General features: G+C 64.2%; 26 protein-coding genes. 7 read left to right on the top strand and 19 right to left on the bottom strand.

Features of this window, described 5'->3' with window-relative positions:
- The first annotated feature begins 10 nt into the window (after positions 1-10).
- The 5 genes from FJ978_RS33090 to FJ978_RS05515 are packed head-to-tail and all read left to right on the top strand — an operon-like array spanning position 11 to position 2,701.
- On the top strand, positions 11-304 hold the full coding sequence (locus FJ978_RS33090) for an EamA family transporter (RefSeq protein WP_246678067.1): 294 nt from the start codon (positions 11-13) through the stop codon (positions 302-304).
- Positions 305-318: 14 nt separating this feature from the next.
- Entirely contained in the window at positions 319-1,008 is a 690-nt protein-coding gene (locus FJ978_RS05525) for a DMT family transporter (protein ID WP_246678065.1), read from the top strand.
- On the top strand, positions 992-1,123 hold the full coding sequence (locus tag FJ978_RS33375) for a hypothetical protein (RefSeq protein WP_013893184.1): 132 nt from the start codon (positions 992-994) through the stop codon (positions 1,121-1,123). The genes FJ978_RS05525 and FJ978_RS33375 overlap by 17 nt, the downstream gene beginning before the upstream one ends.
- Positions 1,120-1,815, top strand: coding sequence for a hypothetical protein (locus FJ978_RS05520; protein ID WP_246678064.1), 696 nt, complete (start codon positions 1,120-1,122; stop codon positions 1,813-1,815). Before FJ978_RS33375 ends, FJ978_RS05520 begins: the two co-directional genes overlap by 4 nt.
- A 40-nt stretch (positions 1,816-1,855) precedes the next feature.
- Positions 1,856-2,701 (top strand): DUF1194 domain-containing protein, encoded by an 846-nt coding sequence (locus tag FJ978_RS05515; protein ID WP_140571254.1) that lies wholly within the window; start codon positions 1,856-1,858, stop codon positions 2,699-2,701.
- A gap of 94 nt (positions 2,702-2,795) precedes the next feature.
- Here the strand turns inward: FJ978_RS05515 and FJ978_RS05510 are convergent, their stop codons facing one another.
- The 3 genes from FJ978_RS05510 to flhA are packed head-to-tail and all read right to left on the bottom strand — an operon-like array spanning position 2,796 to position 6,017.
- Entirely contained in the window at positions 2,796-3,179 is a 384-nt protein-coding gene (locus tag FJ978_RS05510) for a hypothetical protein (protein WP_140570826.1), read from the bottom strand.
- A gap of 1 nt (position 3,180) precedes the next feature.
- Positions 3,181-3,933 carry a flagellar biosynthetic protein FliR gene (gene fliR, locus FJ978_RS05505; RefSeq protein WP_023778482.1) on the bottom strand — a complete coding sequence of 251 codons (753 nt, stop codon included), beginning with the start codon at positions 3,931-3,933 and terminating at the stop codon, positions 3,181-3,183.
- The gene (gene flhA, locus FJ978_RS05500; RefSeq protein ID WP_140570824.1) at positions 3,930-6,017 is read right to left on the bottom strand and encodes a flagellar biosynthesis protein FlhA; all 2,088 of its coding nucleotides are present in this window, start codon (positions 6,015-6,017) and stop codon (positions 3,930-3,932) included. Before flhA ends, fliR begins: the two co-directional genes overlap by 4 nt.
- A gap of 116 nt (positions 6,018-6,133) precedes the next feature.
- Here flhA and FJ978_RS05495 point away from each other — a divergent pair, with 116 nt between their 5' ends.
- Together FJ978_RS05495 and FJ978_RS05490 are read left to right on the top strand one after the other, a co-directional pair.
- Positions 6,134-6,433 (top strand): putative quinol monooxygenase, encoded by a 300-nt coding sequence (locus tag FJ978_RS05495; RefSeq protein ID WP_013893190.1) that lies wholly within the window; start codon positions 6,134-6,136, stop codon positions 6,431-6,433.
- 130 nt (positions 6,434-6,563) lie between these two features.
- Positions 6,564-8,345, top strand: a complete 1,782-nt coding sequence (locus FJ978_RS05490; protein WP_140570820.1) for a chloride channel protein — start codon at positions 6,564-6,566, stop codon at positions 8,343-8,345.
- A 15-nt stretch (positions 8,346-8,360) separates the two neighbouring features.
- Here FJ978_RS05490 and FJ978_RS05485 read toward each other — a convergent pair whose 3' ends face one another.
- The 16 genes from FJ978_RS05485 to FJ978_RS05410 form a co-directional block, all read right to left on the bottom strand.
- Positions 8,361-10,004 carry an MFS transporter gene (locus FJ978_RS05485; RefSeq protein WP_140570818.1) on the bottom strand — a complete coding sequence of 548 codons (1,644 nt, stop codon included), beginning with the start codon at positions 10,002-10,004 and terminating at the stop codon, positions 8,361-8,363.
- Between the two features lie 335 nt (positions 10,005-10,339).
- Complete coding sequence (gene fliQ / locus FJ978_RS05480) at positions 10,340-10,606, bottom strand: flagellar biosynthesis protein FliQ (RefSeq protein ID WP_013893193.1); 267 nt, start codon at positions 10,604-10,606, stop codon at positions 10,340-10,342.
- Between the two features lie 12 nt (positions 10,607-10,618).
- On the bottom strand, positions 10,619-11,014 hold the full coding sequence (gene flgD, locus FJ978_RS05475) for a flagellar hook assembly protein FlgD (protein ID WP_031250183.1): 396 nt from the start codon (positions 11,012-11,014) through the stop codon (positions 10,619-10,621).
- An 11-nt stretch (positions 11,015-11,025) separates the two neighbouring features.
- On the bottom strand, positions 11,026-11,469 hold the full coding sequence (flbT, locus tag FJ978_RS05470) for a flagellar biosynthesis repressor FlbT (RefSeq protein ID WP_013893195.1): 444 nt from the start codon (positions 11,467-11,469) through the stop codon (positions 11,026-11,028).
- A complete protein-coding gene (gene flaF / locus FJ978_RS05465) occupies positions 11,466-11,813 on the bottom strand; it encodes a flagellar biosynthesis regulator FlaF (RefSeq protein WP_013893196.1) in 348 nt (115 codons plus the stop codon). The genes flbT and flaF overlap by 4 nt, the downstream gene beginning before the upstream one ends.
- 28 nt (positions 11,814-11,841) lie before the next feature.
- Positions 11,842-12,885: a flagellar hook-associated family protein gene (locus tag FJ978_RS05460; protein WP_140570816.1), complete on the bottom strand. Its 1,044-nt coding sequence runs from the start codon at positions 12,883-12,885 to the stop codon at positions 11,842-11,844.
- Between the two features lie 4 nt (positions 12,886-12,889).
- Positions 12,890-14,344: a flagellar hook-associated protein FlgK gene (gene flgK, locus FJ978_RS05455; protein WP_140570814.1), complete on the bottom strand. Its 1,455-nt coding sequence runs from the start codon at positions 14,342-14,344 to the stop codon at positions 12,890-12,892.
- 27 nt (positions 14,345-14,371) lie between these two features.
- Positions 14,372-15,628 (bottom strand): flagellar hook protein FlgE, encoded by a 1,257-nt coding sequence (locus tag FJ978_RS05450; RefSeq protein WP_140570812.1) that lies wholly within the window; start codon positions 15,626-15,628, stop codon positions 14,372-14,374.
- A gap of 79 nt (positions 15,629-15,707) precedes the next feature.
- The gene (locus tag FJ978_RS05445) at positions 15,708-16,376 is read right to left on the bottom strand and encodes a response regulator transcription factor (protein WP_023765757.1); all 669 of its coding nucleotides are present in this window, start codon (positions 16,374-16,376) and stop codon (positions 15,708-15,710) included.
- Positions 16,377-16,597: 221 nt separating this feature from the next.
- Positions 16,598-17,185, bottom strand: a complete 588-nt coding sequence (locus tag FJ978_RS05440; protein ID WP_246678062.1) for a transglycosylase SLT domain-containing protein — start codon at positions 17,183-17,185, stop codon at positions 16,598-16,600.
- Positions 17,115-18,506: a flagellar hook-length control protein FliK gene (locus tag FJ978_RS05435; RefSeq protein ID WP_140570810.1), complete on the bottom strand. Its 1,392-nt coding sequence runs from the start codon at positions 18,504-18,506 to the stop codon at positions 17,115-17,117. The genes FJ978_RS05440 and FJ978_RS05435 overlap by 71 nt, the downstream gene beginning before the upstream one ends.
- Positions 18,503-19,870 (bottom strand): chemotaxis protein MotC, encoded by a 1,368-nt coding sequence (locus tag FJ978_RS05430; protein WP_140570808.1) that lies wholly within the window; start codon positions 19,868-19,870, stop codon positions 18,503-18,505. Before FJ978_RS05430 ends, FJ978_RS05435 begins: the two co-directional genes overlap by 4 nt.
- The gene (locus FJ978_RS05425; protein WP_140570806.1) at positions 19,867-21,252 is read right to left on the bottom strand and encodes a MotB family protein; all 1,386 of its coding nucleotides are present in this window, start codon (positions 21,250-21,252) and stop codon (positions 19,867-19,869) included. Before FJ978_RS05425 ends, FJ978_RS05430 begins: the two co-directional genes overlap by 4 nt.
- Entirely contained in the window at positions 21,249-21,875 is a 627-nt protein-coding gene (locus tag FJ978_RS05420; protein ID WP_140570804.1) for a hypothetical protein, read from the bottom strand. Before FJ978_RS05420 ends, FJ978_RS05425 begins: the two co-directional genes overlap by 4 nt.
- Before the next feature lie 3 nt (positions 21,876-21,878).
- Positions 21,879-23,528, bottom strand: coding sequence for a flagellar basal-body MS-ring/collar protein FliF (fliF, locus tag FJ978_RS05415; RefSeq protein ID WP_013893205.1), 1,650 nt, complete (start codon positions 23,526-23,528; stop codon positions 21,879-21,881).
- A 131-nt stretch (positions 23,529-23,659) separates the two neighbouring features.
- On the bottom strand, positions 23,660-24,733 hold the full coding sequence (locus tag FJ978_RS05410; RefSeq protein WP_013893206.1) for a flagellin: 1,074 nt from the start codon (positions 24,731-24,733) through the stop codon (positions 23,660-23,662).
- Positions 24,734-24,938: the final 205 nt, after the last annotated feature.

Genomic DNA, 24,938 nt, shown 5'->3' with positions numbered 1-24,938 from the left:
GGGGGGGCGAGTGTCCAGGACAAAAGCCAATTTGCTGCTGCTATTTGCAGCCGCTTTGTGGGGCTTCGGCAATGTCGCGCAAAAGACGGTGCTTGTTCATCTCGACGCGCTGAGTGCGGTAGGCCTGCGCTGCCTGATCGGTGGGCTTCTTGTGCTGCCCTTCATCATGACCGAAAGGCGGCTGCCGGTTGGGCTGGGCTATTATTCCAGCTTGGCCAGGGTGGGGGCGTTGTTCGCAATCTCCATCACGCTTCAGCAGCTTTGCTATGTCGGCGCCTCGTCACCAATGCAAGCTTCCTTGTGAGCACGGCAACGGTAATGACGCCACTAGCCGCCTGGGTGCTCATCGGCGAACGCCCGACAGCGAGCCTCACAGTCGCTGCCGGGCTGACCGTGGTTGGAGCCCTGCTTTTGTCGGATGGGACCACCGGCCTTAGCGGCGGCGATCTAACCGCCATCCTGTCGGCTGCCTGCTATGCGCTCTGGACCATCGAATTGGGCCGGCACATGCAGACCCACGCGCGACCGTTCACCGCCGCCGCGACACAGTTCCTCGGTGCCGCGGCCTTTGCCCTGCCGCTCGGGGCAACGCAAGGCAACCTGTCGCTGGCCGCTGCATTCGCTGCCGCCCCGGAGCTGGCGGTCCTCGGCCTGTTCTCCACCGCAATTGCCTTCGGCATACAGACGGCTGCCCTCCGCTTCACGCCGGCGAGCCACGCCGCCGTGATCGTCAGTGCCGAATGCGTTTTCGGGGCACTGGGCGCGGCGATCTTTCTCGGCGAGCGTAACTCATCGGCGAGCGTATTGGGTGCCGGCATCATCCTGGGTGCGATCCTGTCCGTCGCAATGTCGAACCGAACGCCGCAGGCAGGCGGGCCCTTGCGGGTCGCTTCGAATGATCCCTTGGACACGGCTTCTGCCTTTGCAGCCGTGCCTGCAACCTGGGCAGGCGATCGTCGCCCCAACAGTTCAGGTCCAGTGGAGGAACGCAATGTCCCTTGCCGTTGATGCCAACTTGTTCCAGATCCGGCTGCCGCCCGGTACGGCGCCGATGATCTTGATCGGCCAGGCGGCGTTCGCCCTGTCGATGGCGGCCGGATTTGTCGCGAGGGTGCCGTGGTGACCGCGCCAGCAAACCTTCTTTCGCTCGCACAATTGGTATCGGCGCTTCGCGCCCGCATGAGGGGACCCGGCGGCTACTACAACAGCGGCAACGCGCTCGGCCTCGTCGTCGGTTTTGCAATCCAGATCGCCGTCGCGCCTGTCGGCTTGCAGGAGGGAAGCGCTGTCATCACGGCGATGATGGACCATTTCGCTGGCAGCCGTGGCACGGTTGCGCTGACCTTGGCTACTCTGGTCTTCTTCTGCGGCGGCGAAGCCTATCACCGAGCTTGGGCAAGGCAGGATCCTCCCGATCTCGCCCTCAACCGTCTCGGCGACTTCCTGTCAGGCCTGGGCGCGATCGGGCTCGGCATCGCCCTGTTGCTGCTCGGCGATCCTCTGCTTGCGGCGACGTCCGGCCTGCTGCACGCCCTGGGCAAATTCGGCAGCACCTTCCACACACCGGGCACTCAGGTTCCGGTGTGGCCGGCCGCCTGGCCCGATCCATTCCGCAGCGCGGTGCTTGCCAGCCGGTTGCCCGCGATCTTGGCGGCGGCCGTCGCCCTGGGCTGGGCCTTGCAGGAGGTCTGGTCGGGCGGATCCTTCGCGGTACTCGCCATGCCGCTGACCTTGCTTGGTTGTTACGCTCTGTGGACCAGGGCCGATCTGCTGCTGTTCGGCGTGGGGATCCCTCGCCAAATTTCCACATGCTGAAAATGACCGCTTTGAAACGACTGTTCGAATGGAGAATGACATGTGCGCAACTGTGCATCAGGACGTAACTGGCTTGTCTGTGACAGGCTCCTTTCACGAGCAGCCGCGGATGAGAGGGAAAGGCATTCCGAAGCCGGCGAAGCGATCGGTCAGGTGGCCGGCAAAGCGGGCTAGCTCGTACTTTGGACTGGCGGGAGCACTTGCCGCTTCGATGTTTTGGGGACCGCAAGCACATGCCGCCGATGTCGATGTCGCCATCGTCTTCGCGGTCGATTTCTCGTCCTCGATCGATCCGAAGATTGCCGACCTGCAGCGCGAGGGTCATGCCGCCGCACTCACGTCGCCAGAGATCATCGCGGCCATCGCGCGGAACTATGTTGGCTGCATCAGCGTGGCTTACTTTGAATGGTCGAGTCCCGGACACGCACGCACTGTGCTTCCGTGGACAAACATCTGCGGGCTGGAAGACGCCAGAGCGGCAGCATCGGTGATCAGCAAGAAAGGCGATACCGGGATCACCCGCAGAGGACGCAGAGGAACATCCGTTTCCTCAGCCATCGACATCGGCAGTCTTCTGCTCGACCAGTTTCCTGGAAAGGCGGCCAGGAAAGTAATCGACATCTCTTCCAATGGCGAGAACAACGATGGGCTTCCTGTTCAGCCGAGCAGGTTGAACGCCATTGCCAAGGGATACACGATCAACGCGATCGCCATCCCGATGGAAGATGAGAATCCCGACAATACGTTGGCATCCTATTTTGCCAAATCGGTCATTGGCGGTTCCCAGGCCTTCGTCATAACGCCGAAGGGGCCGGACGACTACATCATGGCTCTTCGCCGCAAGCTGGTCACTGAAGTAAGTATGAACGTCGACCACCCGCTGTGAAGGCTAGGCGGTGCGCCGGGAGATGGCGCAGCAGCAATCTCCAGCATGGTCGCTGCCAGCGTCAGCTTGCAGGTCATAGACAGAATTCCCCCGGCTACTCCTGGCTTCGCTTCTGCGCGATCAAATCCAGCCGTTCACGGTCGGAGCGTTCGCGCTCGTCGCGGTTGCGCACGTCCTTGTAGGCGCGTTCGACCATGTTGGTGCGCGCGTTTGCGGTGGCAATCAGGCCGGTCTCTTGCCTGGCGCTTTCCAGGCTTTCTTCCTGGCGCACGACGGCCTGGGCGATGCGCCGGTGGTAGAGATCGGGGAACAGGCTGGAGAGGGAATTGTCCTGGTCGAAATGGCCGATCAATTCCCTGGCCTCGGCCTCGGCGGCGTTTGCCGCGGCCAGGAAGGTGGCGTGGCGGGTCTCGTGCAGCGCCTTTAGCTGTTCCTGCACCTTGACCAGTTTCCGCAGGCGGTCCTTGCGCATACTCATGTCACCTCGCCAGCGTCAGGTCGACGAAGCCGTCGACAAACAGCGACAGCATGGTGCCGATGGCGAAATAGAAGATGATCATGCCGCCAGCGATGACGAAGGGCTGCGAGATGAAGTAGATCGGGATCTGCGGGGTCAGCTTGTTGACGAAGCCGATCGTCAGGTTGACGAGAAGGGCGTAGGCGACAAAGGGACTGCCGAGGCGGATGACCAGGAAGAATGTGTCCGACACCGTGTCGGCGACATCGACGAGGGCCGCCTGCGGGTTGAAGAAGATGTTGACCGGCGCGACCGTGTAGGACGTCACCAGGGCGCGTATGATTTCGTGGTCGAAATCGAAGACGAACAGCATCAGCAGCGCCGAGAACGAGATGATGGCGGCAAGGGCTGCCTGCGGTTCGGGCTCCTCGATCGCTGGTCCGCCGGAGCCGCCATAGCCGATCAGCATGGCGATGGCCGAGCCCATGAAGCGCAGCGCTTCCATGTAAAGCCTGGTCATGGCGCCGATCAGCCCGCCGACCAGAAGTTCCGAGATGATCATCGGCACCAGGATTTGCGGGCGCGCATCGACGAAGGGAAAGATCTTGTCCCACAGGAAGGCGAGCAGGCCGCCGGTGGCGGCGACTGCCACGAACAGCCTGACCTGGACCGGCACGCGGGCGCTGGACAGGCCCGGCATCAGCATGAAGCAGGCGCCGATGCGGCAGAAGGCGAGGAACGCCGCGATGACGACGCTCTGCGAGAGAACGCTCACGATATGGTCCCGAGCACCCTGATCTCGACGCCCTTGGCGATTTCGACGTGGGAGAGCACCGGCAGCGTGGTGAACAGGCGCTCGATGATCATGCGCACATAGGGGCGGGCGTCGGGCGCGGTGACGAGGACGAAACGCTCGCCGGCTTCGAGGAATTTCTTGATCGCCTTGGTGGCGTCCTGGCCGAATTCCTCGAGCTGGCGCGGATCGATGTCGAACTCGCGCACCTCGCCCTTGGCGTCGCGCTTGAGGCTCTGGTGGAAGGCGAGGTCCCAGCGGTTGCCGAGGCGCAGCACCTTGAGTACGCCGCCCTCCGAGAGGTCGCCGCAGATCTGCTGCGCCATGCGGATGCGAACATGCTCGACGATCTGCTCGGTGCGGCGCACATGCGGCGCGATCTCGGCGATGGCCTCGATGATCAGATGCAGGTTGCGGATCGAGACGCGCTCTGCGAGCAGCAGCTTCAGCACCGCCTGCAGGCCGGGATAGGAGATGTGCGTGGTGCAGATCTCATCGGCGAGCTTGCGGTATTCCTGGTCCTGGCGCTCCAGCAGCGCCTTCATGTCCTTGTAGGACAGAAGCTGCGGCAGGTTGTTGCGGATGACTTCCGAGAGATGGGTGAGCAGCACCGACATGTTGTCGGCGAAGGTGTAGTTCTCGCGCTTCAAATCCTCGGCGAAGGTTTCCATGACGGAATAGGCGCGCATGCCGAAGGCAGGCTCGCGGATCTCCTCGCCAGGTATTTCAGGCACGTCGCGATTGCCGAGCAGCACCATGATCTCGCCGACCCGCATCTGGTATTCGGCGACTACGGTGCCGTGCACCTTGATCTGGTAGCTTTTCGGCGGGATGGCGAAATCGTCGGCGACGCGCACTTCCGGCACGACGAAGCCGTATTGCTGCGCGAATTTCTTGCGCATCTTGGACATGCGGAAGACCAGCTCCTGGTGAGATACCAGGAGACGGGTCGAAAGCTGCTTGCCGATGAGAAGCTCGATCTCGGCGGTGGCGAGCGAGGCCTTGACCGAGTTCTTCTCCTCTTCGACCTTGCTTGCCTTCTCCTTGTCCTTCAGCGCCTCGGCCTCGGCGAGGACGCGGTTGGCGCGCATCGGGATGATGTAGCCAAGGCCGGCCATGCCGCCGGCCAGCGCGAAGAACGGGAAGAGCGGCAAGCCGGGCATCAGGCCGAGCAGCACCAGCAGCGCCGCCGCGACATAGAGGGCTCGCGGATGGGCGCCGAGCTGGCCGAACACGGCCTGGTTGGTCGAGCCGCGGGTGCCGCCCTTGGAGACGAGCAGGCCGGCGGCGAGCGAGACGATGAGCGCCGGGATCTGGGTGACGAGGCCGTCGCCGACCGACAGCTTGATGAACACGTCGGCGGCCTGGCCCATGCCCATGCCGTGCCTGATGTAGCCGATGGCGATGCCGCCGACGATGTTGATGGCGGTGATGATGAGGCCGGCGATGGCGTCGCCGCGGACGAATTTCGAAGCGCCGTCCATCGAGCCGAAGAAGGAGGACTCCTCCTCCAGTTCGCGTCGCCGCAACTGCGCGGTCTTGTCGTCGATCATGCCGGCGGAAAGGTCGGCGTCGATCGACATCTGCTTGCCGGGGATGGCGTCCAGCGTGAAGCGGGCGCCGACTTCGGCGATACGGGTGGCGCCCTTGGTGATGACGATGAAGTTCACCACGATCAGGATCATGAAGACGATCAGGCCGATGACGAAGTCGCTCGCCATCACCAGCTTGGAGAAGCCGGCGATGACGTAGCCGGCGGCGTGCGTGCCCTCATTGCCGTGCGACAGGATCATGCGCGTGGTGGCGATGTTGAGTGATAGCCGCAGCATGGTGGCGATGAGCAGCACGGTCGGAAACGAGGAGAAATCGAGCGGCCGCTGGATCCACAGCGCCACCATCAGGATCAGCACCGAAAGCGCGATCGAGAAGGCGAGGCCGATGTCGATGAGAAAGGCCGGGATCGGCAGGAACAGCACGGCCAGGATGACGACGATGCCGAGCGCGAAGAAGATGTCGCGGCCATTCTTGGCCACCGCGCCTGGCTGGATGCTTTCGGTGATCGCCATTGAAGTCCTCGAACCATGTGCTGCCGCGCATGCGACAACCGGGCGAGGGTAACTGGCCAAGCTTGCGCGAGGGTGGGAAAGTGGCTCGCTCCGACGTCTCGCAAAAAGGAAGACCCATGCTCCTGATCATCGGCACCATCCGCCTGCCGCCCGACAAGTTCGAGGAGGCTAAGTCCGCGATGGAGCGCATGATCTCGGGCAGCCGCGCCGAGGATGGCTGCCTCGAATATTCCTATGCACGCGACGTGCTCGATGCCGGGCTGATCCGCGTCACCGAAGTGTGGCGAGACAGGCTTGCCCTCGATGCGCATTTCCGTTCGCCGCACATCGCCGAGTGGCGCTCGAGCTGGCCGGCGCTGGGCATCGGCGAGCGCAATCTCGTGCTCTATGAGGCAGGCGAGCCGATGCCGACCTGAGCGCTTCACGCAATGAGCGGCCTCTTGGCCACAACGGCGCCTTCCATGTCGCCATTGTGGTTGCCATGCGGTGTCGGCGGGCGTATCAGCGGCTTTCCGTTGCCTTTTCCGATATCGGCGAGCCGCCCCGGTGCTTTCCAGAAACCAACCGCAAGTCTACGCCCGCCGGCTGCGCGCGGTGCTTTTGAGGTCGATCCCGCTGCTCGAGGCGCGCGGCATCGCGGTGGTCATCCTGGCCGGCATCATCGGCGTCATGGCGGGCATATTGGTCACCGCGATGAGCCAGATCGTGCAGGATATGCACGGGCTGTTGTTTGGCGTCCAACCGGGTGGCCGGCTTTCCGGCATGTTCTCGCTCGCCAATCCGATGCAGGCGCTGATCCCGCCAATCGGCGGCATCCTGCTCGGACTGAGCGTGATCTGGCTGAGAAAGCGGAAATTCCGCACGCCGGTCGATCCGATCGAGGCCAACGCGCTCTATGGCGGGCGCATGTCGCTGACCGACACCTTCATCATCGTCGGCCAGACGATGATCTCCAGCGGCTTCGGCGCTTCGGTCGGCCTGGAGGCGGGCTATACGCAGGTCGGCTCCGGCGTGGCGTCGCGGCTGGCGCGGATGTTCAGGCTGCGCCGCAACGATGTCCGCATCCTGGTCGGCTGCGGTGCCGCCGGCGCCATCGCCGCCGCCTTCGACGCGCCGCTGACGGGGGCGTTCTACGGCTTCGAACTGGTCATCGGCATCTATTCGGTCGCCAACGTCGCGCCGGTCATGACCGCCGCGATCTCGGCTTCGCTGACGGCGGAAATGTTCGGCGGCGTGCCGTTTCCGCTGGAACTTGCCGGCTTGCCGGCGCTCACCCCCAGCCAGTATGTGCCGTTCCTGATGCTTGGGCTGCTCGGGGGTGCGGCCTCGATCGCCATCATGCAACTGGTGACGCTGATCGAACGCGGGTTCAACAGGCTGTCCATCGATGCCTCGCTGCGCCCTGTCATCGGCGGCGTCATTGTCGGCCTGCTGGGACTGATCACGCCGCAGGTCCTGTCCAGCGGCCATGGCGCGCTGCATCGCGAATTCGCCATGAATTACGGTCTGGCCGTTGTCGCCAGCGTCTTCGTGCTGAAGCTCGCGGCATCAGCCGTCTCGCTCGGCTCCGGTTTTCGCGGCGGCTTGTTTTTCGCTTCGCTGTTTCTCGGCGCGCTGCTCGGCAAGGCGTTGGGCGGCGTGATGGCGCTGGTCTCGCCGGCGACCGGTATCGACCCTTCCGTGGCGGCGGTCGTCGGCATGACGTCGCTTGCCGTCGGTGTCGTCGGCGGTCCGCTGACGATGACCTTCCTGGCGCTGGAATCGACCCGCGACCTGACGCTCACCGGTGTCGTGCTGGCTGCTTCGATCATGTCGGCCATCCTGGTGCGCGAGACCTTCGGCTACTCGTTCTCGACATGGCGCTTCCATCTGCGTGGCGAGACGATCCGCAGCGCCCACGACGTCGGCTGGATGCGAAGCCTCACCGTCGGCTCGATGATGCGCAAGGACATCAGGACGATCGATGCCTCGACGACGCTGGACGTCTTCCGCAAGGAAATCCCGCTCGGCTCGGCCCAGCGCGTTATCGCCGTCGATCCGGGTGACGAGTATGTCGGCGTGCTGATCGTGGCCGAACTGCACAGCGATCAAGCCGGCGGCGAGGTGCCGGTGCGCGATCTTGCCCAGTACAAGGATGCTGTCCTGGTGCCCAGCATGAACGTGCAGGCCGCCGCCGAGACGTTCCAGCGTGCCGGGGCCGAGGAGCTGGCCGTTGTCGAGGACTTCACCGACCACATCGTGCTCGGGCTTCTGACCGAGGGCCATTTGATGCGGCGCTACGCCGAGGAACTCGAAAAGGCACGCCGGGATCTGTCGGGCGAGGGTTAGGGCGCAACTTAGGCGTCAGTGCTCGATCGGTCCTTTGGCCATCACGAGCGCCGTGCCGGCGGTCGTCGGACGCTCGATCACCCGACGCACGCGCGGCGGTTCGCTGCCGCTGTGCAGCGCCCGCAGGCGTTCGCCGACCATGGCGTCGGCATGGGTGATGCGGCTATTGTGCCTGACATATTCGAGCCAGGTCGGCGTGTGATAGTGCTCGATCCATATCGTGGGATTTTCGAGATCGCGCGCCAGCGTCCAGTTGCGGGCGCCGTCGCGGCGGCGGATGCGTCCGCGTTCGGCCATGGTGGCGAGGAATTCCGCCTCGTCCTCGTGCCGGATCACATATTCGATCATGATGGCGATGGGGCCGCTGCGCGGCTTCAAGTCGAGTGCCAGATGCGGCTCCTTGAAGCGGTTGAGCGGGTCGAGGTTCAGCACCTGCTGCTGCGGCAGCGGCAGTACGAGGCCGATGGCGCCGCCGGCCAGCATGGCGATGGCGGCCGCGATCAGCGCCGTTTCGGCGCCATGCGCATCGGCGACGACGCCCCAGATCCAGCTGCCGAGCGCGATGCCGCCGAAGGTCGCGGTCTGGTAGACCGACAAGACCCGGCCGACCACCCAGCGCGGCGTCGCCATCTGCACCGTGACGTTGAAATGCGAGAGCGCGATCACCCAGCAGGCACCGCCAACCAGCAGGCCAAGCGATGTCTGCCAGGCATGCTGGCTGATCGCCGCATTGGAGGCACAGACGGCGAAACCGGCGAAGGCGCAGCGCACCATCGTCTCGCTGGAGAGCAATTGCCGCAGCCGCACGCTGATCAGCGCGCCGCCGACGGCGCCGATGCCGAAGGCGCCGAGCATGATGCCGTAGGTCAAGGCATCACCCTTGACGACGTCGCGTGCCACCAGCGGCAGGAGCGCCAGCACGGCGCCGGCGCTGAAGCCGAAAGCCGCGCCCCTGACCAGCACCTTGCCGATGTTGGGCGACATGGCGACATAGCGCAGGCCCGCGCCCATGGCCGCGCCCAGCGACTCGCGCGGCAAGGTCGATGCCGGGACATCGGGCTTCCAGCGCGCCATCACGACGATGAGGCCGATATAGCTCACCGCATTCGCCGCGAATGCAGCCGCGGCACCAGCGGCGGCGACGATGATGCCGCCGATCGCCGGACCGACGCTGCGCGTCAGGTTGAAGCCCATGGAGTTCAGCGCGACAGCCGCAGGCACCTTGTTGCGCGGAACCATGTCGCCGACGGAAGCCTGCCAGGAGGGGCTGTTGAGCGCCGTGCCGCTGTCGATCAGGAAGGTGAAGGCCAGAAGCGTCCAGGGCGTCAGCAAATTGTAGTAGGTGAATACGGTCAGAAGCACCGAGACGACCAGCATGAAGCTCTGTGCGACCAGCATCACCTTGCGCCGGTCGAAGCTGTCGGCAATGGCGCCGGCGACGAGCGCGAACAGCATGATCGGCAAGGTGGTCGAGGCCTGGACCAGCGCGACCTGATAGGGCGAGGTGGCGATCGTGGTCATCATCCAGGCAGCGCCGACGCCCTGGATCAGGCCTCCGAAATTCGAGACGAGACTCGCGGCCCATACGGCGCGGAAGATGCCATGCCGGAAGGGCGCCAGCGCCGAGACGCCTTCGCTTTCCGGTTTTTCGTCGATCATGGATGGGTTCCTGCCACGGCGTGCTGATCCTTGCGCTGATCCGTTTCCCCGGATGGTTTGCCGAAACTATGGCATCGCGCCGCAAAGGGCGAATGTCTTGCGCGGAAGATCATGGTCCAACAAGGGGATAGCAAAGGGCCACGTTTCCGCTGGCTTGCCGGATGCCTTATCTCAACGCGCCTCGCGGCATGCAGCATCTCGGGAGGTGGCCCGCGGTCTGGCCGCCGGCATGCAAGCGAAGGAAAAGCTCCATGCCGACCCTCGCAAACGCCCTCCTCAAAGCGCAGCAAGAATGGGTCCCCAAAACCCCTTGATCAAAACGGATACTTCTAGGCTCAGAACCCGTTCTGGATGCGCTCGAAGATGACGTTGGTGAAGGCCGATATCTGGCCCCCGATGAACGGGCCGGTCAGCGCCACCACAAGCATGATGGCGACGATCTTCGGGACGAAGGTCAAGGTGATTTCCTGGACCTGCGTCAGCGCCTGGATCAGGGCGATGCCAATGCCGACCGCCATGGCGACCAGCACGACCGGAGCAGACGCGGTCAGCACCGTCCACACCGCATACTGGACGATGTCGAGTGCGTCGGCCTCGTTCATGTGGCGGTTGGCCTAGCTTGCCGGCTTGATGGACACGCCTGCGCCGACGGGAACCTGGGTGCCGTCCTGCAGCACAGCGATAAGTCCGTTGCTGGCGAGCGTCACCGAAGCCACCGTTCCGGTGGTCTTGCCGTCGGCCGAGGTGATCGTGCGGCCGATGATCGCGTCGGCCTGCGACAGTGCCGAGGACTGCATGATCTGCTCGAGCTTGGTGTTTGTCTGAACCGACTGCTCGACCTGCGAGAAGGTGGCGAGCTGGGCGACGTATTGCGTCGAATCCATCGGCTTGGTCGGATCCTGGTTCTTCATCTCGGCGATCAGAAGCTTCAGGAAGGACTGGTAGTCGACCGCTGTCTTCGAGGTCGACGTGGTGGTCGAATTGGAGCCAACCGGTATCGTCGTCGTCATGTCCACGGTCATTAGCAGCGTGCTCCCACGGCAAGCGGGCGCGACGCGCCCGGAACATCGTCATTGCCGCCAAGCGCGCGGCGTTCGAGAGGATAAAGCGAACGGATCGCCTTCAATGCCTCGTAGATATGGTCCTCGCCGACCATGCGGTCGATCTGCTTCAGCGTGCGACAGATATCGGCGTCCTCGAAGCTGGCCAGGAATAGCGGCAGGGAGCGGCGGAACATCTCGCGCGCTTCGTCCGCGCCGGCCGGGTTCATCAGCATGACCTGCAGGATGAAGTACAGCTGCCTGAGCGGTGTCGAGGCCTCTTCGGCCTGGATCACATGGCTCTCGAGCAGGAATTGCACATCGTTCATCAGTTCGACGGTAACCTTGCGGTCGACTCGGATGACGGCGCCGTTGATGTAGATCTTCTCGTTCGGCTTCAACGAGATCTTCAGCGTGTTGGTCATTGAATGCCGTCGCGGATGATCTGGGATACTTCGATCAGCCCTTCGAAATTGTCGGTGCGGCCCTGGCGGATATCCTCCGCCTCGCGCAGCAGCCACAGGCCGATGGAAATCAGGTTGGCGCGCAATTCCTTGGGAAGCGCGTTGTCGCTGGAGCCGAGATCCTCGACGAAGGTCGTCCAGACACGGTTGGTGAAATGCAGCGCCTCCACCGCCTCCATCGAATCCTGGCCGGCGGCGGCCGCCGCCGACAGCATGTCGATCGAGCGGGTCAAGAGCTCACGCTCACGGTCCTTGGCGTCCGAGACGGAGGTGCTTTGGACGTCGGCGTAGGAGAATTGGTACATCGTTGGCTCTACCGTTCCGCTGGAGTTGTCAGGTCAGGTAATTCAACAGGCTGAGCTGCTGCAGGCGCGCTGTCAGAGCAAAGGACGTCTCGATATGCTGCGTCAGATCGGCGACGCGGGTCGCGGCTTCCGCCGGGTCGACGGCTTCGAGATCGAGAATGTGCCGTTCGAACAGGTCGACCTGCGTCTTCATGCGGTCGCTGGCGTCCGAGACGCGCTTCTGGACGATGCCGGTTTCCGACTGGACCTGGGCGATGCCGCTCAGCGCCTCGCCGACCAAGATCTGCGAGCGGCTAACGATCGTATCTTTCGCAGCCTGGCTGATGTTGCTGGACATCAGGCTGCTGACCATGGCAGCGGCCATGGCAAGCTTCTTGATGCCGTCGCTGTTGGCGCCGGTCGAGGTCTCGGTGGTTTCGTTGAGCGCGATGCGGCTGACGATCTGCTGGTCGGTGGCATTCGACATGTTGGTCTGCCAGCCAGAGCCGAGGAACTGCGGCTCGACGTCGTTGGTGATGAAGTCGTCCATCTGGGCAGCGGTGATGTCGGCCGCGAGCGGGTCATTGGGCGGGAAGCCGAAATTGGCGACGAAAGAGGCGTCGAAGGCGGCCTTGGCGGGTGAGCCGGGCGCGGTGAAATCGTTGATCGGCTTGACGTCGGTGTTGGTGCCGGCAAACAGGTATTCGCCGTTGACGCTGGTGTTGAGGATCGAGGCAAGCTGCTGGATCGTCGTCTGGCCGGTCGACTGGGTCAGGCTGTCGGAGTTGTCGCCCGACGATGCCGTGGTCAGGCTGGACAGGAAAGTCTGCGCGACGCTTGAGAGCTGGCCGAGCGAGGTCTGGGTCGATGAAAGCCGGGCCGCGACCAGTCCGTTCGAATCGACAATGACGTTGAGCCGGTCGAGATCGCGCGAAAAGGTGACGGACTGGGCGGTGCGTCCACCCAGCGCAAGTCCAACATCGGCGATCCTGCCGGTCGAGGATTCTTTCGTGGCTTTGACCAGATCGGCCTGCATGCGCATCTGCTGATAGCGCATGGCGTTCGAAAGGGCGGCAGAAGAGACGGAAGTCATGGCTTTATCCCACCGCGCTCAACAGCGCCGTCATCATGTCGTCGACAGTCTTCATCATCCGGGCCGATGCCTGGTAAGTGTGTTCGAGATCGAGCATCAGCGACATTTCCTGGTCGATATTGACCCCGGTCGCGTTGGACAACGCGTCGGCGCTGCGCTGGGCCAATGCCTCCTTGGCGTCGGCGGCGGTCGAAGCCTGCTGGCGCACGCTTTGGAGCCAGCCGATCGAATTGGCGGCGTAGTCGGAAACGCTGGACGTTGCCGAAATACCCGCCGCGGAATCGAACGTCATCGGCTTGTCGAGTCGGTCGCCATAAGCGATCAGGAGGTTGGAATAGGAGGCGCCGCCGGTGGTGTTGGCGACATAGGCCAAACCGTTGGCGCCGCCATCGCGCAGCAATGTCGGATTGCCGCCGACGCTTGGATCCATCGCGGCATTGATGCTGATCGTGCCGGCAAGGCCGTTGACGAGCGTGCCTGCCGCCGGTACGGCCGGCGCGCCAGACCAGGTGAACAGGCCGGCGGCGTTGGGCATCGACGGTGCGGTCTCGGCAAAGGCGGTGATCAAGCCGCGCGCGGTTTCGTCGAGCTGGCTCTGCATGGTCGAGGCGACGCCGTCGCGCAATTGCAGCAGACCGGCAAGCGTGCCGCTGGCGGTTGTGTTGCCACCGGTTCCCGCCGAAATCGGCACGTTGTCGATATAGACGGTGTTGCCGGCGGCTCCGGCGGCATAGCCGGCCGCCGGCGTGAAGCTCACCGTGCGCGGTATCGTCTCGAACAGCGTCGTGCCGTCGCCCGTGGTGATGACCATATCGTTGTCGCCGCGCGTGAAGGTCGAGATCGGAACATAGTTCGAGATCTTCTTCAGCAGCGCGTCGCGCTGGTCGAGAGCGTCGGAAACATCGGTGCCGGAACGGGTTCCGGACATGACTGCTTGGTTGGCGTCCTGGAACTGGCCAAGCAGCGAGTTGAGGTCCTTGACCGCCGTGTCGATCTGGCCGTCCGTCTGGGTTCGAAAATCCTGAACGGCCTTGGAGCCTTCATTCAGGGAGCGCACGACCTGCTTGGCCGCGTCGATGACGCTCGAGCCGAGATTCTGATTGGACGGCGATGTGGCGTAGAGCTGCAGCGCCTGCTGCAGATTGGCGATCGCCGTCGAGGGCGAGGACGCGTTGTCGACACCGTTGACCGAAACGTCCAGCTGATCCATGCCGCTGTAGAGCGCGTTCTGACCGCTGTACGCCGACAGGGCACCGAGGTTTTGGCGGAACAGCAGGTCGTTGGCCGCACGCTGGACATCAACGAAACGAGCGCCGGGCGCCGTGCTGGTGATGACGGAGATGCGGCGCGTGTAATCCGGATTGGAAGCGTCGGCGATGTTGCGCGAGACAACGCTGGTCTGCCGCGCGGTATTCATAAGCGCCGATTGGGCGATACTCAATGCGGAGGATAGCGACATGCTGGTCTTTCACGGGCGACGCCCGGTTTATCTCTTCAGGTTGACAAGGACGTCCATCAGGTCGGAACCGGTCTGGAAGACCTTCGAATTGGCGGTGTAGCTGCGCTGCGCCGCGATCATGTCGGTGAGTTCCTCGGCGATGTCGACATTGGAGTTTTCGAGCGCGCCGGAGATGATGGAACCGGCCTTGCCTTCATTGGCGAAGCCGACACGGACCGCACCGGAATCGGTGCCCTGGGCATAGACGTTGCCGGGAAGGGCCTTGAGCTGGTCCGGGCTCTGAACGTCGGCCAGCGGTATCTTGTAGAGCGGCTTGGAGGTGCCGTCCTTGTATTGGGCGTAGATGGTGCCGTCCTTGCTGATCTGGACCTTGTCGATGGTGCTCGGCGCATTGCCGTTGACCTGGGCGTCGGAAACGGTGAAGCCGGTCCCGAGCTGGGTCAGTGTCGACAGGTCGAGATTGAGGCTCGCGCCGCCCGGCACGGTGAATGAAACGCTGGTGGGCGTGCCGGTGAGTTTGCCGGTGGTGGTGTCGAAGGTCAGGTTGGCCGTGCCGAGTGCGCCGCCGGTGTAGGGGAACGATGTTCCAGCCGTCGCCTTCGACTGGTCGAAAACCGCCACCTGCCAGGTGCCTGTACCCGTGTTGGTGAAATAGACGTCGAGCAGCTTCTTGTTGCCGAGGTTGTCATAGGCGACCATCGACGATTTCGAGGTGTACTGTGCGGTGGCCGCGTTGGCGCCGGGCAGGTTGGCAGTGGCGACCGCTGTCGCACCTGCAGGCAGATTGCCGCTGAAGCTACCCGCGCTGCTCGGAGTCGCGGTCAATCCCTGGTCGGAGATGACAACCGGCTCCAGACCTTCGAAGCCGTTCACTGTCGCAGCCGGCGTGCCGTTGGCGTAGCTGTAGGCCATCAGCTGGAAGCCGGCCGCGTTGACCAGGCGGCCCTGCGCGTCGGGAACGAAGGCGCCGGCGCGGGTCAGATAGGGCGTACCGCTGGGATCCTGGACGACAAAGAAACCATCGCCGCTGACGGCAAGGTCGGAGACAGACGTGGTGTATTGGAGCACGCCCGGATCGCTGACCGCCTGCCGGATCGTCGTGGTGACGCCGCCGGAATTGTAGGCGCCACCCGTCGACGGCATGATCAGCGTCGAAAATTCGGCGGAGGATCGCTTGTAACCGGTGGTATCGGAATTGGCGATGTTGTCGGCTGTCGTCGACAGGCGGTTGGCCTGTGCGTTCATGCCGGAAACGCCGGTCCGCATCATTCCGTAGAGGCTCATCGAGATGTCTCCGCAATATCCATGCCACTGGCGGCGAGGCTACGCGCCTTGTCTTGCGCGAAGCTGGCGCGATACGGCATCAGAACACCAGCCGGTAGCCGAGGAAACGTTTGGAATCGATCGGGTCGGTGCCCAGCTTCTCGCGCAGCTTCTTGCGCAGTTTGCTGATGTGGCTTTCGACCACGTTCTCCTCGACCTCTTCGTCGAAGATGCCGTATATGGCGTTGAACACCTGGGTCTTGGTGACGCGGCGGCCGCGGTTGCTCGCCAAATATTCGAGGATGCGGCGTTCACGGCGCGGCAAGGGCAGCGGCTGGCCGTCGATCTCCGGATCGCGGCCGTCCATGAAGATGCGCATGGCGCCGATCTCGGTGTAGGCGACATCCTCCTGGGCGCGGCGGCGGATGGCGGTGATGCGGGCCAGGATCTCTCTGATGTGGACGGGCTTGCGGACGACGTCGTCAACGCCGCTCTCGAACAACCGCAGCGTGTTTTCCAGCGAATGCTGTTCGCTGAGAGCAATGACGGGAGCTCCGGTGCGGTCGCGGATATGGCGTGGAGAGATCGAGCCTTCGCGGCAGTCGCCGATAAGGAAGGCGCGGACCGAGCGCAGATCGGCGTCGGCGGCCGAGTTCACCCACTCGCCGAACTCGCCGGGCGCGAAACCTGCGCAGGCGACCCCCTCGCGGTCAAAAAGTGAGTTGTATCCCTCTGTTACGAGCTCTCGCTCGTCAACGATAACGATCATCGGCCCCGCCTCCGAATCAGCACATTTGCCCCGTGGAAAGAGGCGTAACCGGTGGCGGGAATCCTGAACACGGTCATTTCTTGTAACTAGTTTCTTGGGAGTCTGGAATCGTGCCGGTTGCATTAGCGTGCAGCCAGATGTGCTTGGGAGGCCAAGTCTTGTCGAAGTCAAAATGGCGCCCCGGTGCGGCGCGGCGAGCATATTGGAGGTTGAAAATACGCCTATGGGTTGCAGAAGGAGCGGGCGTTGGCTGTCCATTTGCCAAAACCGGTGGCAACCATGTTGGCGATGACCCGGCAGACATAGACCTTCTGCGCCGGATCGTTGTCGGGACCGGCATGATAGCGCGCGACGGCCATCGACCAGGTCTCGTGGCGGGCATGGAGATCCGCCAGGAAACGTGCCGCGTAGTCGACATTCTGGCGGGGGTCGAGCATGTCCTCGACGCTGCGGAAATGCGAGGCGTGGTAGTGATGATTGATCTGCATGCAGCCGAGATCGATCAGCGTCTTGCCCTCGCGCTGGGCGTTGGCGAAAGTGGCAAGTGCCTCGGTACGGCTTTTCGGGAAGACTGCTTTTCCTTCTATATTCAATGCATTAGGCTGAAGGCTGCCTTTCTTGCCGGTCTCTGTCAGGCCAACCGCGTAGAGGATGCCGGCGGGTATGCCGTAGCGGTCGGCGGCACGCAGGATCTCGGGCTCGCAGGGATTGGTGGCGGCGGCGGCGCCGCCCGCAAAGCTAGATAAAGATATCGCCGCCAGCGCGCTCGCGAGAAGGCGAAACGGCGCGGCCGTGTGCTTGCGCGTCATCGTGGTTACCCCTTGCGGACTGCTGGCCCGGTTGCTGGCCGCCGGCTCCGCCATTGCCGCCGCTGGAATTTCCGGGCTGAAAGGACGACTGGTCGCGGCCAGGCACCGCGGTCATCGACGCGGTTGCATCCGTCCGGCTTGCAGCCGCAACGGCCACCGACGGTTGCATGATGGTGACCTTATCAACCTCGAAGCCCAGGCCGCGCAGCGACTTGACGATAGCCTCGCTATCGCTGGAAAGCCGACGGTAGGCGTCGTGTGTTTCGGGCTTCAGTTCAATCGTGAGTTGTTCTCCGGAGAGGCGAAGGTGTGCCGTGACCATGCCCAGTTCGGCCGGGTGGAGTTCGATCTTCAACACATGTGTCGGAACGGCAACAGGGCTGGCCAGTTGGGTGGCCGCGGAAGCCGTCGAATGCACCTGCCGCGGGCCGCCATCGGCGGTTATGGCGCCGATCTCGCTGAGCGCTGCCTGGCTCATCGGCGCCTGCGGCGGGGCAGGGAAGCTGCGCTCGGAAACCACTTCGATGCGCCCGGCCGTCGAGAGCCGTTTTCCTGGTTCGGAATGCAACGAAGACTGAACGTCGGCGATGGACTTCAGCTGTGGCGTCGCCTGTTTCGGATCCACGCCCGGTACGTCGGCCGGGGTCGTCTCCGGCAATGGGCCGGCGGCGATCGCATTCTCGCCCCGTGGCGCGCCAGCAGCGGCGTCGCGCGCGGAAGGCTCGTCAAGTTTCGTCAACGGCCCATCGACGAGCGACGCCCGCTCAGGCTTCGACATAGGTTCGACGTCGCCATTCTCGGCGGCCGACTTCGGCCGGTAGCCCTTCGGCAGAACCTGCCCCTCGACAGCGGCGTCCTGGCCGGTTTCGCCGACGTCGGCCGACTTGGTCGATGTCGAGAAATGGCGCAGGTCATGAAATGCCATCAGAAGCGGCAGATGATCGTCAAGCGGCATTGAACCGGCATCGGACACTGGTGTTTCAGCGTCGGTGTCCTTGGCAGCCCGGGCATCCTTGCCGTCTTTCGTGGATTTCGCCGCCGTCAATCCGGTCGGTGCGGCCCGTGCGGCCCGAGCTTTGCCGTCCGGCATCGGCTTGTCCTCGCCCGCCTGCGCCGCAAGGCCAGCGGCGAGCTTGCTCCAGCGCGGATCGCGCGACCCGGCCTCGGTCGGCGGCTGCTTTTCCGGGCGGGCCGGGTTCGCGCCGGCGTGCACCATCTTGCCGAAACCGTCATCATCCTTCTTTCCCGGCGCGGCCGGCTGGTCCGCCGTGGTGCGCGCGGCGGTAAATCCTGGCAGGCCTGGGCCGAGGCTGGGTGTCATTTCGGGGCGGCTCCAAGCATCTGGTCGATTAGGTCGAGCTGTCGACGGGTTTTCATCATGGCGGCGTCGGTCGGGTCGGTCTTGTCAGGGCTGGCCGAGGCCGCGGGCGCCGAGGCCGGGAGGACGGTTGCGGTTTCGGCCGAAGGAACCGGCGCGCTTGGCGCACCGGTCGCGACGCCGCTGGCTGGCGCAACTGCGGGCTGTTCGGAGGCAGCGCCTTCGACGGGTGGCAACCCGGCGGTGTCGGCGGCCTGCGCGGCGGTAACTTCGGGTTGCGTCGGCGCAGTTGCCGCGGGCGCCGGACTTGCGGCTGGAAGAGAAGCGGGTGGCGCCACCACTTCACCGGCGATGGCCTGTGCGGCGTCGAGCAGGTCGCGGTCACCGTCCGACAGCTTGCTGCGATCGATCTTGCCGAGCTTGGTGCGCACATCCTCGATGGTGTCCGAGGTCACGGTGGACAGGCTGGAATAAAGCAGGGCGCGCGGATCGTCCTGATTGGTGTTGCCGTCGCGGCCCTGTTCGGCTCGCGTCGAGGCGAAGGCCGACAACTCGTTCAGGCCGTCGATCGCGGCACGGCGGGCGATGCGCAGATAGATCACCTTCTCGCGCTCGGGATCCATCATCGAGGTGATGTCGGCCAGCTTGTCCTGGCTGATCGACATGTGCAGTGCGATGACCCCGGAGACGAAAGAATCCGCGAACTGGCTGGCATAGGGCGAATAGAGGTAGCGCTCGACATACTGCGTGGAAGCAAGCGCGAAACGCGCCGCGTCGCCTTGCGCCACGGCAATGCCGACCGAGCGCCGCAAGGCCGCTTCCTCGACCAGCGTGCCGGGGCTGAGCAGCTTGGCCTCATCGAGCAATTTGAGTGCCGCCGCTGGATCGTCGCCGGCTAGAAGCGATCCCTTGACCAAGGCCAGGAATGCGCCGAGATCGCCGGGCAGCGCCATCGGATCGATCGGCCCGAGGGCTGTGATCGCGTCGCCGGGCCGGCCATTCAGATACTCGATCACGCCCTTGGCGATGGCCAGGTCACCCGGATCGGCGGCGGCACGTGACACGGCTGCCTCGACAGTCACCGGATTGCCGCCGCTCATGCCATAGACCAGGAGCGCGCGAAAGTTCTTTGGTTCCTGGAAATCCTGCGCATCCGCCTCGCGCAGACGCGCATCGGTCATCTCGAGCAGCTTGGCCTGCATCGGCATGGCGGCGTGATCGCCGGCGGCGATGCGGTCCTGGATGAGCTGCAGCGAGCGCACCAGCTGATAGGGCTGCAGCGCATCCTGGGCGAAGCCGGACGATGGATGTCCGGCGGCCAGCAGCAACAGGCCCATCAAGCGGCTGGTGACGGCCACCCGCCTCATCCGCCGGCCGCCATCAATATCTCGATGCGACGGTTGACCGCCGCCATGGGATCGGCCGGATCCTTTGGTTGGCGGTCGGCGAAGCCTGCGACTTCGGTGATGCGGCGTTCGTCGACGCCGCCGCGCACGAGCATGTAGTAAGCGGAATGGGCGCGCGCCGTCGACAGCCGCCAGTTGTCGTAGCTGTCACTGCGGAAGGGGCGTGCATCGGTGTGGCCGTTGATGCTGATGGTGCCCTTCTGGCTGTTGACGATGCGGCCGATCTTTTCCATCGCCAGCACCAGTTCGCGGCTCGGCAGGGCCGAGCCGACTTCGAACATGCCGAAGTCGAGCCGATCGGTGATGGAGATGACGACGCCTTTGTCCGTGGCCTCGACCGAGACGCCATCGTGCAGCTTGTCGCCGGGCTTGAAGGCATCGGCCAGCTGCCGCTTGACATCGGCCGCCGCCTTCAGCGCGGCGGCGGTCGGAGCTTTTTCCGCGGCTTCGGGCTTCGCGGCTTCTCGGCTGGCAAGGGTGGCGTCCGCCTTGGCCGCTTCCGCGGCGTTGCCTTCTCCAGCCTTTGCATCGCTGGCCTTGGTATCGCCGGCCTTGATATCGTCGGCCTCGACATCGCTGGCCTTGGCCATCGTCGCGGCCGCATCCTTGGCCAAGGGCTCGAGGGGCGCGTCCTTGAGAGGCGGTGCCGGCGGCACGGCCTTGACCTTGGCGACCTGTGTCTCGGCGGCCTTGTCGCCCGGCTTGACCGGGTCGCCTTCGATCCTGGGGCGCTGGGCACTCGCCTCGGCGCCCGGTGCCGCGACCTGCTGCGACCAGAAATCTGGCTCGAAGGGATCGCGATAGGACGCGCCACCGGAGGCGCCGGTCGCCGGGCCGGCACTTTGCGCGCCGCCGTCGCCCTTCTGGCTGACGTTCTGCATGACGCCGGTGTCGGTGGCGATCTCCGAGAGCACCGCGTAAGGGTCGGCGAAGAGATGCTCGTCGGACCTCTCCGACTGCTGTTGTTCCTGCTTGTCCTGTTTGCGTTCGGATGTGCCCGCGCCACCGGTGCCGTCCTGCCCGCTCTTGCCTGTCGCCTGTTGCGGGCTTTCGGCGGTCGCGCCGATTGCATTCGGACCGTCACCAAGGTCCTCCAGGCCCTTGCGGCTCGAGTTGCGGTCGACCAGCTTGACGGGGTTGAAATAGCTGGCGACAGCCGCCTTGGTCTGTTCGTTGGCGGCGTTGATCAGCCACATGACCAGGAAGAAACACATCATCGCCGTCATGAAGTCGGCGAAGGCGATCTTCCAGACGCCGCCGTGGTGACCTTCGTCGTGGTCGCCATGGGCATGCCGCACGATGATGATCTCGTGCCTGCCGTGATCGGCTTCAGCGACGCTCACGACAGAACCTCGGACAGAGTTTCCGACCACTCGGCCATGCGGGTCTCGAACACCGCTTCGTCGATGTTGACGGTCAGGTCGAAGCCGGGCGCCTCGGTGAAGTCGAGATTGGCAGTGCGCGGCCCGAGCGATGCCTTCAGTGTTTCGAACAGCGAGAGCGGCCCGCGCACGGCGATACGCACCGCTTCGCTGTCGCCGATAGCTTCACGAACCGCGCCGGCCAGCGCTTCAAGCGAACGCTTCTGCACGTCGTCGCTGACGACGCCGCCAAGGATGCGGGCGACCGTGGCGGCGACGAGATCGGTGACACGCGCCTCCATGGCGTCGATGCGCGACGACACGGCGTTGCCGACATCGCCGCCGAAGCTCTCCAGAAAGATCCTCGCTTCCTCGGCATTGGCCTGGCGCTCCGCTTCCAGCGCGGCTTCATGGGCGGCCGAGAAGCGTTCCGTGAGTGTGGCCTCCGCCTGGGCAACCGCCTCGGCGATCAGGGTGCCGATATCGGCCTGGGATGCCGCCGGTTCAGGGGCCCGCCGAGGGTCGACCGTGGCCTGAGGCGGGCTGACGCGCTGCGCGCGCGTACCGAAATCAGGGAGGAGATCGAAAAGGGTTGCGGAGGGCATGGTCTAGGCCGCGACTTCCTGGGCCGCCCATTTGCGCAGGATCTGCGCGGTGCGTTCCTCGTTGATGTCGACCATGCGGGCAAGCCGCTCCTGCGGCGCGGGCCTGATTTTCTGGCGAAGATCGTCGAGCGGGGTGGCGCCGGGCCTTGCACTGGGCAAGGCGCCGACGGCGGCATTGGCTGAAGCGGCTGCCTCCGGTGTCGGCAACGAGCGCTGGACCTCATCGAAGTTGGGGCCGGATATGGCGGGCGTCGGCGTCGCCTTTGCCGTCAGCGCGGCCGCCATCGGCCGCAGGCCGAAGAAGGCGACCAGGAACACCACGACGATAAAGGCACCGGCATTGATCAGCGTGCCGGCATGCTGGCCGATGGAATCGAGCATTCCAGCTTGCGGAACCGCCTCGCCGTCCAGCCCATCGATGAACTCGACCGCCGAGACGTCGATGACGTCGCCGCGCTTGTCGTCGAAACCGGTGGCCGAACTCACCATCTTCTGGATCTCGGCGACGCGCTTGGCGATCTGTTCGGGCGTTGCGTCCTTGCCCAGGATCGTTTTCAGCCGGTCCTGGTTGACGACGACGGCGATCGACATCTTGGTGACGGTGTAGCCATTGGAGACGGTGGCGATCTTCTTGGAGTTGATCTCGTAATTGGTGATCTCCTCCTTGCGGTCGTTCGCCGAAGAGGTCTGCGGACCCTCGGTGCTGGCCGCCTGGGTCTCTGGCAGGTTCTGCTCGACGCTGGCCGGGGTCGAAGCCTGCTTCTGGTTGCTGTTTTCGTTGGCCCGCACCGACTGCACAGAGCGTTCGACGCGGGAATTCGGGTCGAAAATGGTCTCTTCGGTCTGGCGGGTGTCGGTGTTGACCTCGGCCTTGACGCTGGCGCGGAAATTGTCCGGGCCGAGATAGGGGGTGAGCGCGCGGCGGATGTTGTCGCCGATCTGTGCCTCCACCGTCTGCTCGACGCCGAGCGTGCGGGCAGCACTGGTGTTGGACGGATCGTCGCCCGCGGCCAGCAAATTGCCGTTGGAATCAAGCACCGTCACCTTGTCGGCCGACAGGCCCGGCACGGCGGCGGCGACGAGATGGCGGATCGACATGGCGCTTTTCTCGGCGTCGATGCCGGCATAGCGGATGACGACCGATGCCGAGGGCTGTTGTTCGTCGCGGCGGAAGTTGGCGCGTTCGGACATGACGATGTGGACGCGCGCCGCCTTGATTCCTGCGATGGACTGGATGGTGCGGGCGATCTCGCCTTCGAGCGCACGCACGCGAGTGATCTGCTGCATGAAGGAGGTGAGGCCCATCGCGCCGACATTGTCGAACAGTTCGTAGCCGGCATTGGCGCTGGTGGGCAGGCCCTTTTCGGCCAGCAGCATGCGCGCCTGCGCCGTGGTGCCGGCCGGCACCAGCACCGAGGTTCCGTCGGCACCGACGTCGAAGCCGATGCCGGCCTCGCCCAGCACCAGCCCGATCTGGTTCACATCGGAGCGATCGAGCCCGACATAGAGCGTGTCGTAGGCAGGGCGGTTGAGATAGACCGAGGCGATGCCGATGACGCCCATCACCAGCACGGCGATGCCCGCAAGCATGGCGAGGCGCTTCACACCAAAACCGCGGAGATTCGAGATGATGCTCTGGATCTGTTCCGGCACGATAGAGCGACTCCCAGCATGACTGTTCCGCCGGAACACTAATCTCCGAAGCTTGTGCGAAAATGAAATCGGGCCGCGCTTGCGGCGCGGCCCGTGAATTGGAGGTGGGGTATCCGTCAGCTACGGCTGGATTAGCCGTTCTTGAAGAGCGACAGGATCGACTGCGAGGAGCTGTTGGCGATCGACAGCGACTGGATGCCGAGCTGCTGCTGGACCTGCAGCGCCTGGAGGCGCGTCGATTCCTTGTTCATGTCGGCATCGACGAGTTGGCCGACGCCGCGGTCGATGGAGTCCATCAGGCTCTGCGTGAAGGTCTTCTGCAGGTCGATGGAGCTCTTGGCGGCGCCGAGGATGGTGGCCTGGTCGGTCAGCTGGCTCATGACATTGTCGATCTTGCCGATCATCTGGGTGATGATGTCATCGGTCACGCCGGACGCCGTAATGTCGAGATTGAAGGCGGAAACATTGTCGATCTTGGTGGGCGTCGTGTTCGTCACGGCGGCCTGGCCGGCGGCGTTGGCGGCGATGTCGGTGCCGCCGGTGGCGAGCGCGGCCGCATAGGCGGAGTCGTACTGGGCTTGGTCGGCGGCGGTGGAGTAGACGGAGGTCTGGCGGTCGAGCGTGCCCTGGTTCTTGACGTCGGCGGCGAGGCCTGAATCGAACAGTTTGGTGCTCTCGACATTGATGTCGATCGTTCCGAGCGAGATGGCGCCCGACGAGGAGCGATTGAACGAGGACACGATATGGGCGTCGGGCTGGACGCCGTCATTATTCCCGGCGACCTGCTTCGACGTCACCGACAGGAAATTCGAGCCCGAGAAGGTTGCGGAATCGGCAAAGGATTTCATCTGCGCCTGGAGCGCCGTGATTTCGGTCTGCGTCTTTGCCTTGGCGGCATCCGTCTGGCCAACGGTCGAAAGCAGCTTGGTCTTGATCTTGCCGATCGCATCCAGCGCATTGTTCATGCCCGTGTAGGCGGTGTCGACCTTCGAGGCGCCGAGACCGAGCGCATCCTGAACGGTCGACAGCGCCTGGTTGTCGGAGCGCATCGTCGTGGCGATCGACCAGTAGGCGGCGTTGTCGGAGGCCTCGGAGACCCTGTAGCCCGTCGAAATCCGCGACTGCGTCTGCTCGAGCGACTTGTTGGTGGCGTTAAGGCTTTGAAGTGCTGTCAACGCCGCAGCGTTTGTCATGATGCTCGCCAAGAAACTCGCTCCTTTTTCCCGAGCCGGTCTCTCAAAACCGGCATTGCCCTCGCGAGCCGCTGGCCCGCCCATGGATTGCCATCGTGCCGACCAGGCCGATTCGCCAATCCATTGTAAGCTAATGGTTAACCATGACTAGCGCGTTATGGTTAACGGCCTGTTAATGGCTCGCTTTCGAGGGTTAAGGAACGAGCGTTGCGCGGGG

The organism is Mesorhizobium sp. B1-1-7 (assembly GCF_006442705.1).
Lineage (GTDB): Bacteria > Pseudomonadota > Alphaproteobacteria > Rhizobiales > Rhizobiaceae > Mesorhizobium > Mesorhizobium opportunistum.
The sequence above is the reverse complement of the archived record's forward strand: the minus strand, read 5'-3'. Positions and strand labels throughout refer to the sequence as shown.

Bases quoted from the DNA above. Each gene is read 5' to 3' on its own strand.
- FJ978_RS05525 (WP_246678065.1), top strand. From the start codon at position 319: ATGACGCCACTAGCCGCCTGGGTGCTCATCGGCGAACGCCCGACAGCG.
- FJ978_RS33375 (WP_013893184.1), top strand. From the start codon at position 992: ATGTCCCTTGCCGTTGATGCCAACTTGTTCCAGATCCGGCTGCCGCCC.
- FJ978_RS05515 (WP_140571254.1), top strand. From the start codon at position 1,856: ATGTGCGCAACTGTGCATCAGGACGTAACTGGCTTGTCTGTGACAGGC.
- FJ978_RS05510 (WP_140570826.1), bottom strand. From the start codon at position 3,179: ATGAGTATGCGCAAGGACCGCCTGCGGAAACTGGTCAAGGTGCAGGAA.
- flhA (WP_140570824.1), bottom strand. From the start codon at position 6,017: ATGGCGATCACCGAAAGCATCCAGCCAGGCGCGGTGGCCAAGAATGGC.
- FJ978_RS05495 (WP_013893190.1), top strand. From the start codon at position 6,134: ATGCTCCTGATCATCGGCACCATCCGCCTGCCGCCCGACAAGTTCGAG.
- FJ978_RS05485 (WP_140570818.1), bottom strand. From the start codon at position 10,004: ATGATCGACGAAAAACCGGAAAGCGAAGGCGTCTCGGCGCTGGCGCCC.
- fliQ (WP_013893193.1), bottom strand. From the start codon at position 10,606: ATGAACGAGGCCGACGCACTCGACATCGTCCAGTATGCGGTGTGGACG.
- flgD (WP_031250183.1), bottom strand. From the start codon at position 11,014: ATGACGACGACGATACCGGTTGGCTCCAATTCGACCACCACGTCGACC.
- flbT (WP_013893195.1), bottom strand. From the start codon at position 11,469: ATGACCAACACGCTGAAGATCTCGTTGAAGCCGAACGAGAAGATCTAC.
- flaF (WP_013893196.1), bottom strand. From the start codon at position 11,813: ATGTACCAATTCTCCTACGCCGACGTCCAAAGCACCTCCGTCTCGGAC.
- FJ978_RS05460 (WP_140570816.1), bottom strand. From the start codon at position 12,885: ATGACTTCCGTCTCTTCTGCCGCCCTTTCGAACGCCATGCGCTATCAG.
- flgK (WP_140570814.1), bottom strand. From the start codon at position 14,344: ATGTCGCTATCCTCCGCATTGAGTATCGCCCAATCGGCGCTTATGAAT.
- FJ978_RS05450 (WP_140570812.1), bottom strand. From the start codon at position 15,628: ATGAGCCTCTACGGAATGATGCGGACCGGCGTTTCCGGCATGAACGCA.
- FJ978_RS05445 (WP_023765757.1), bottom strand. From the start codon at position 16,376: ATGATCGTTATCGTTGACGAGCGAGAGCTCGTAACAGAGGGATACAAC.
- FJ978_RS05440 (WP_246678062.1), bottom strand. From the start codon at position 17,185: ATGACGCGCAAGCACACGGCCGCGCCGTTTCGCCTTCTCGCGAGCGCG.
- FJ978_RS05435 (WP_140570810.1), bottom strand. From the start codon at position 18,506: ATGACACCCAGCCTCGGCCCAGGCCTGCCAGGATTTACCGCCGCGCGC.
- FJ978_RS05430 (WP_140570808.1), bottom strand. From the start codon at position 19,870: ATGAGGCGGGTGGCCGTCACCAGCCGCTTGATGGGCCTGTTGCTGCTG.
- FJ978_RS05420 (WP_140570804.1), bottom strand. From the start codon at position 21,875: ATGCCCTCCGCAACCCTTTTCGATCTCCTCCCTGATTTCGGTACGCGC.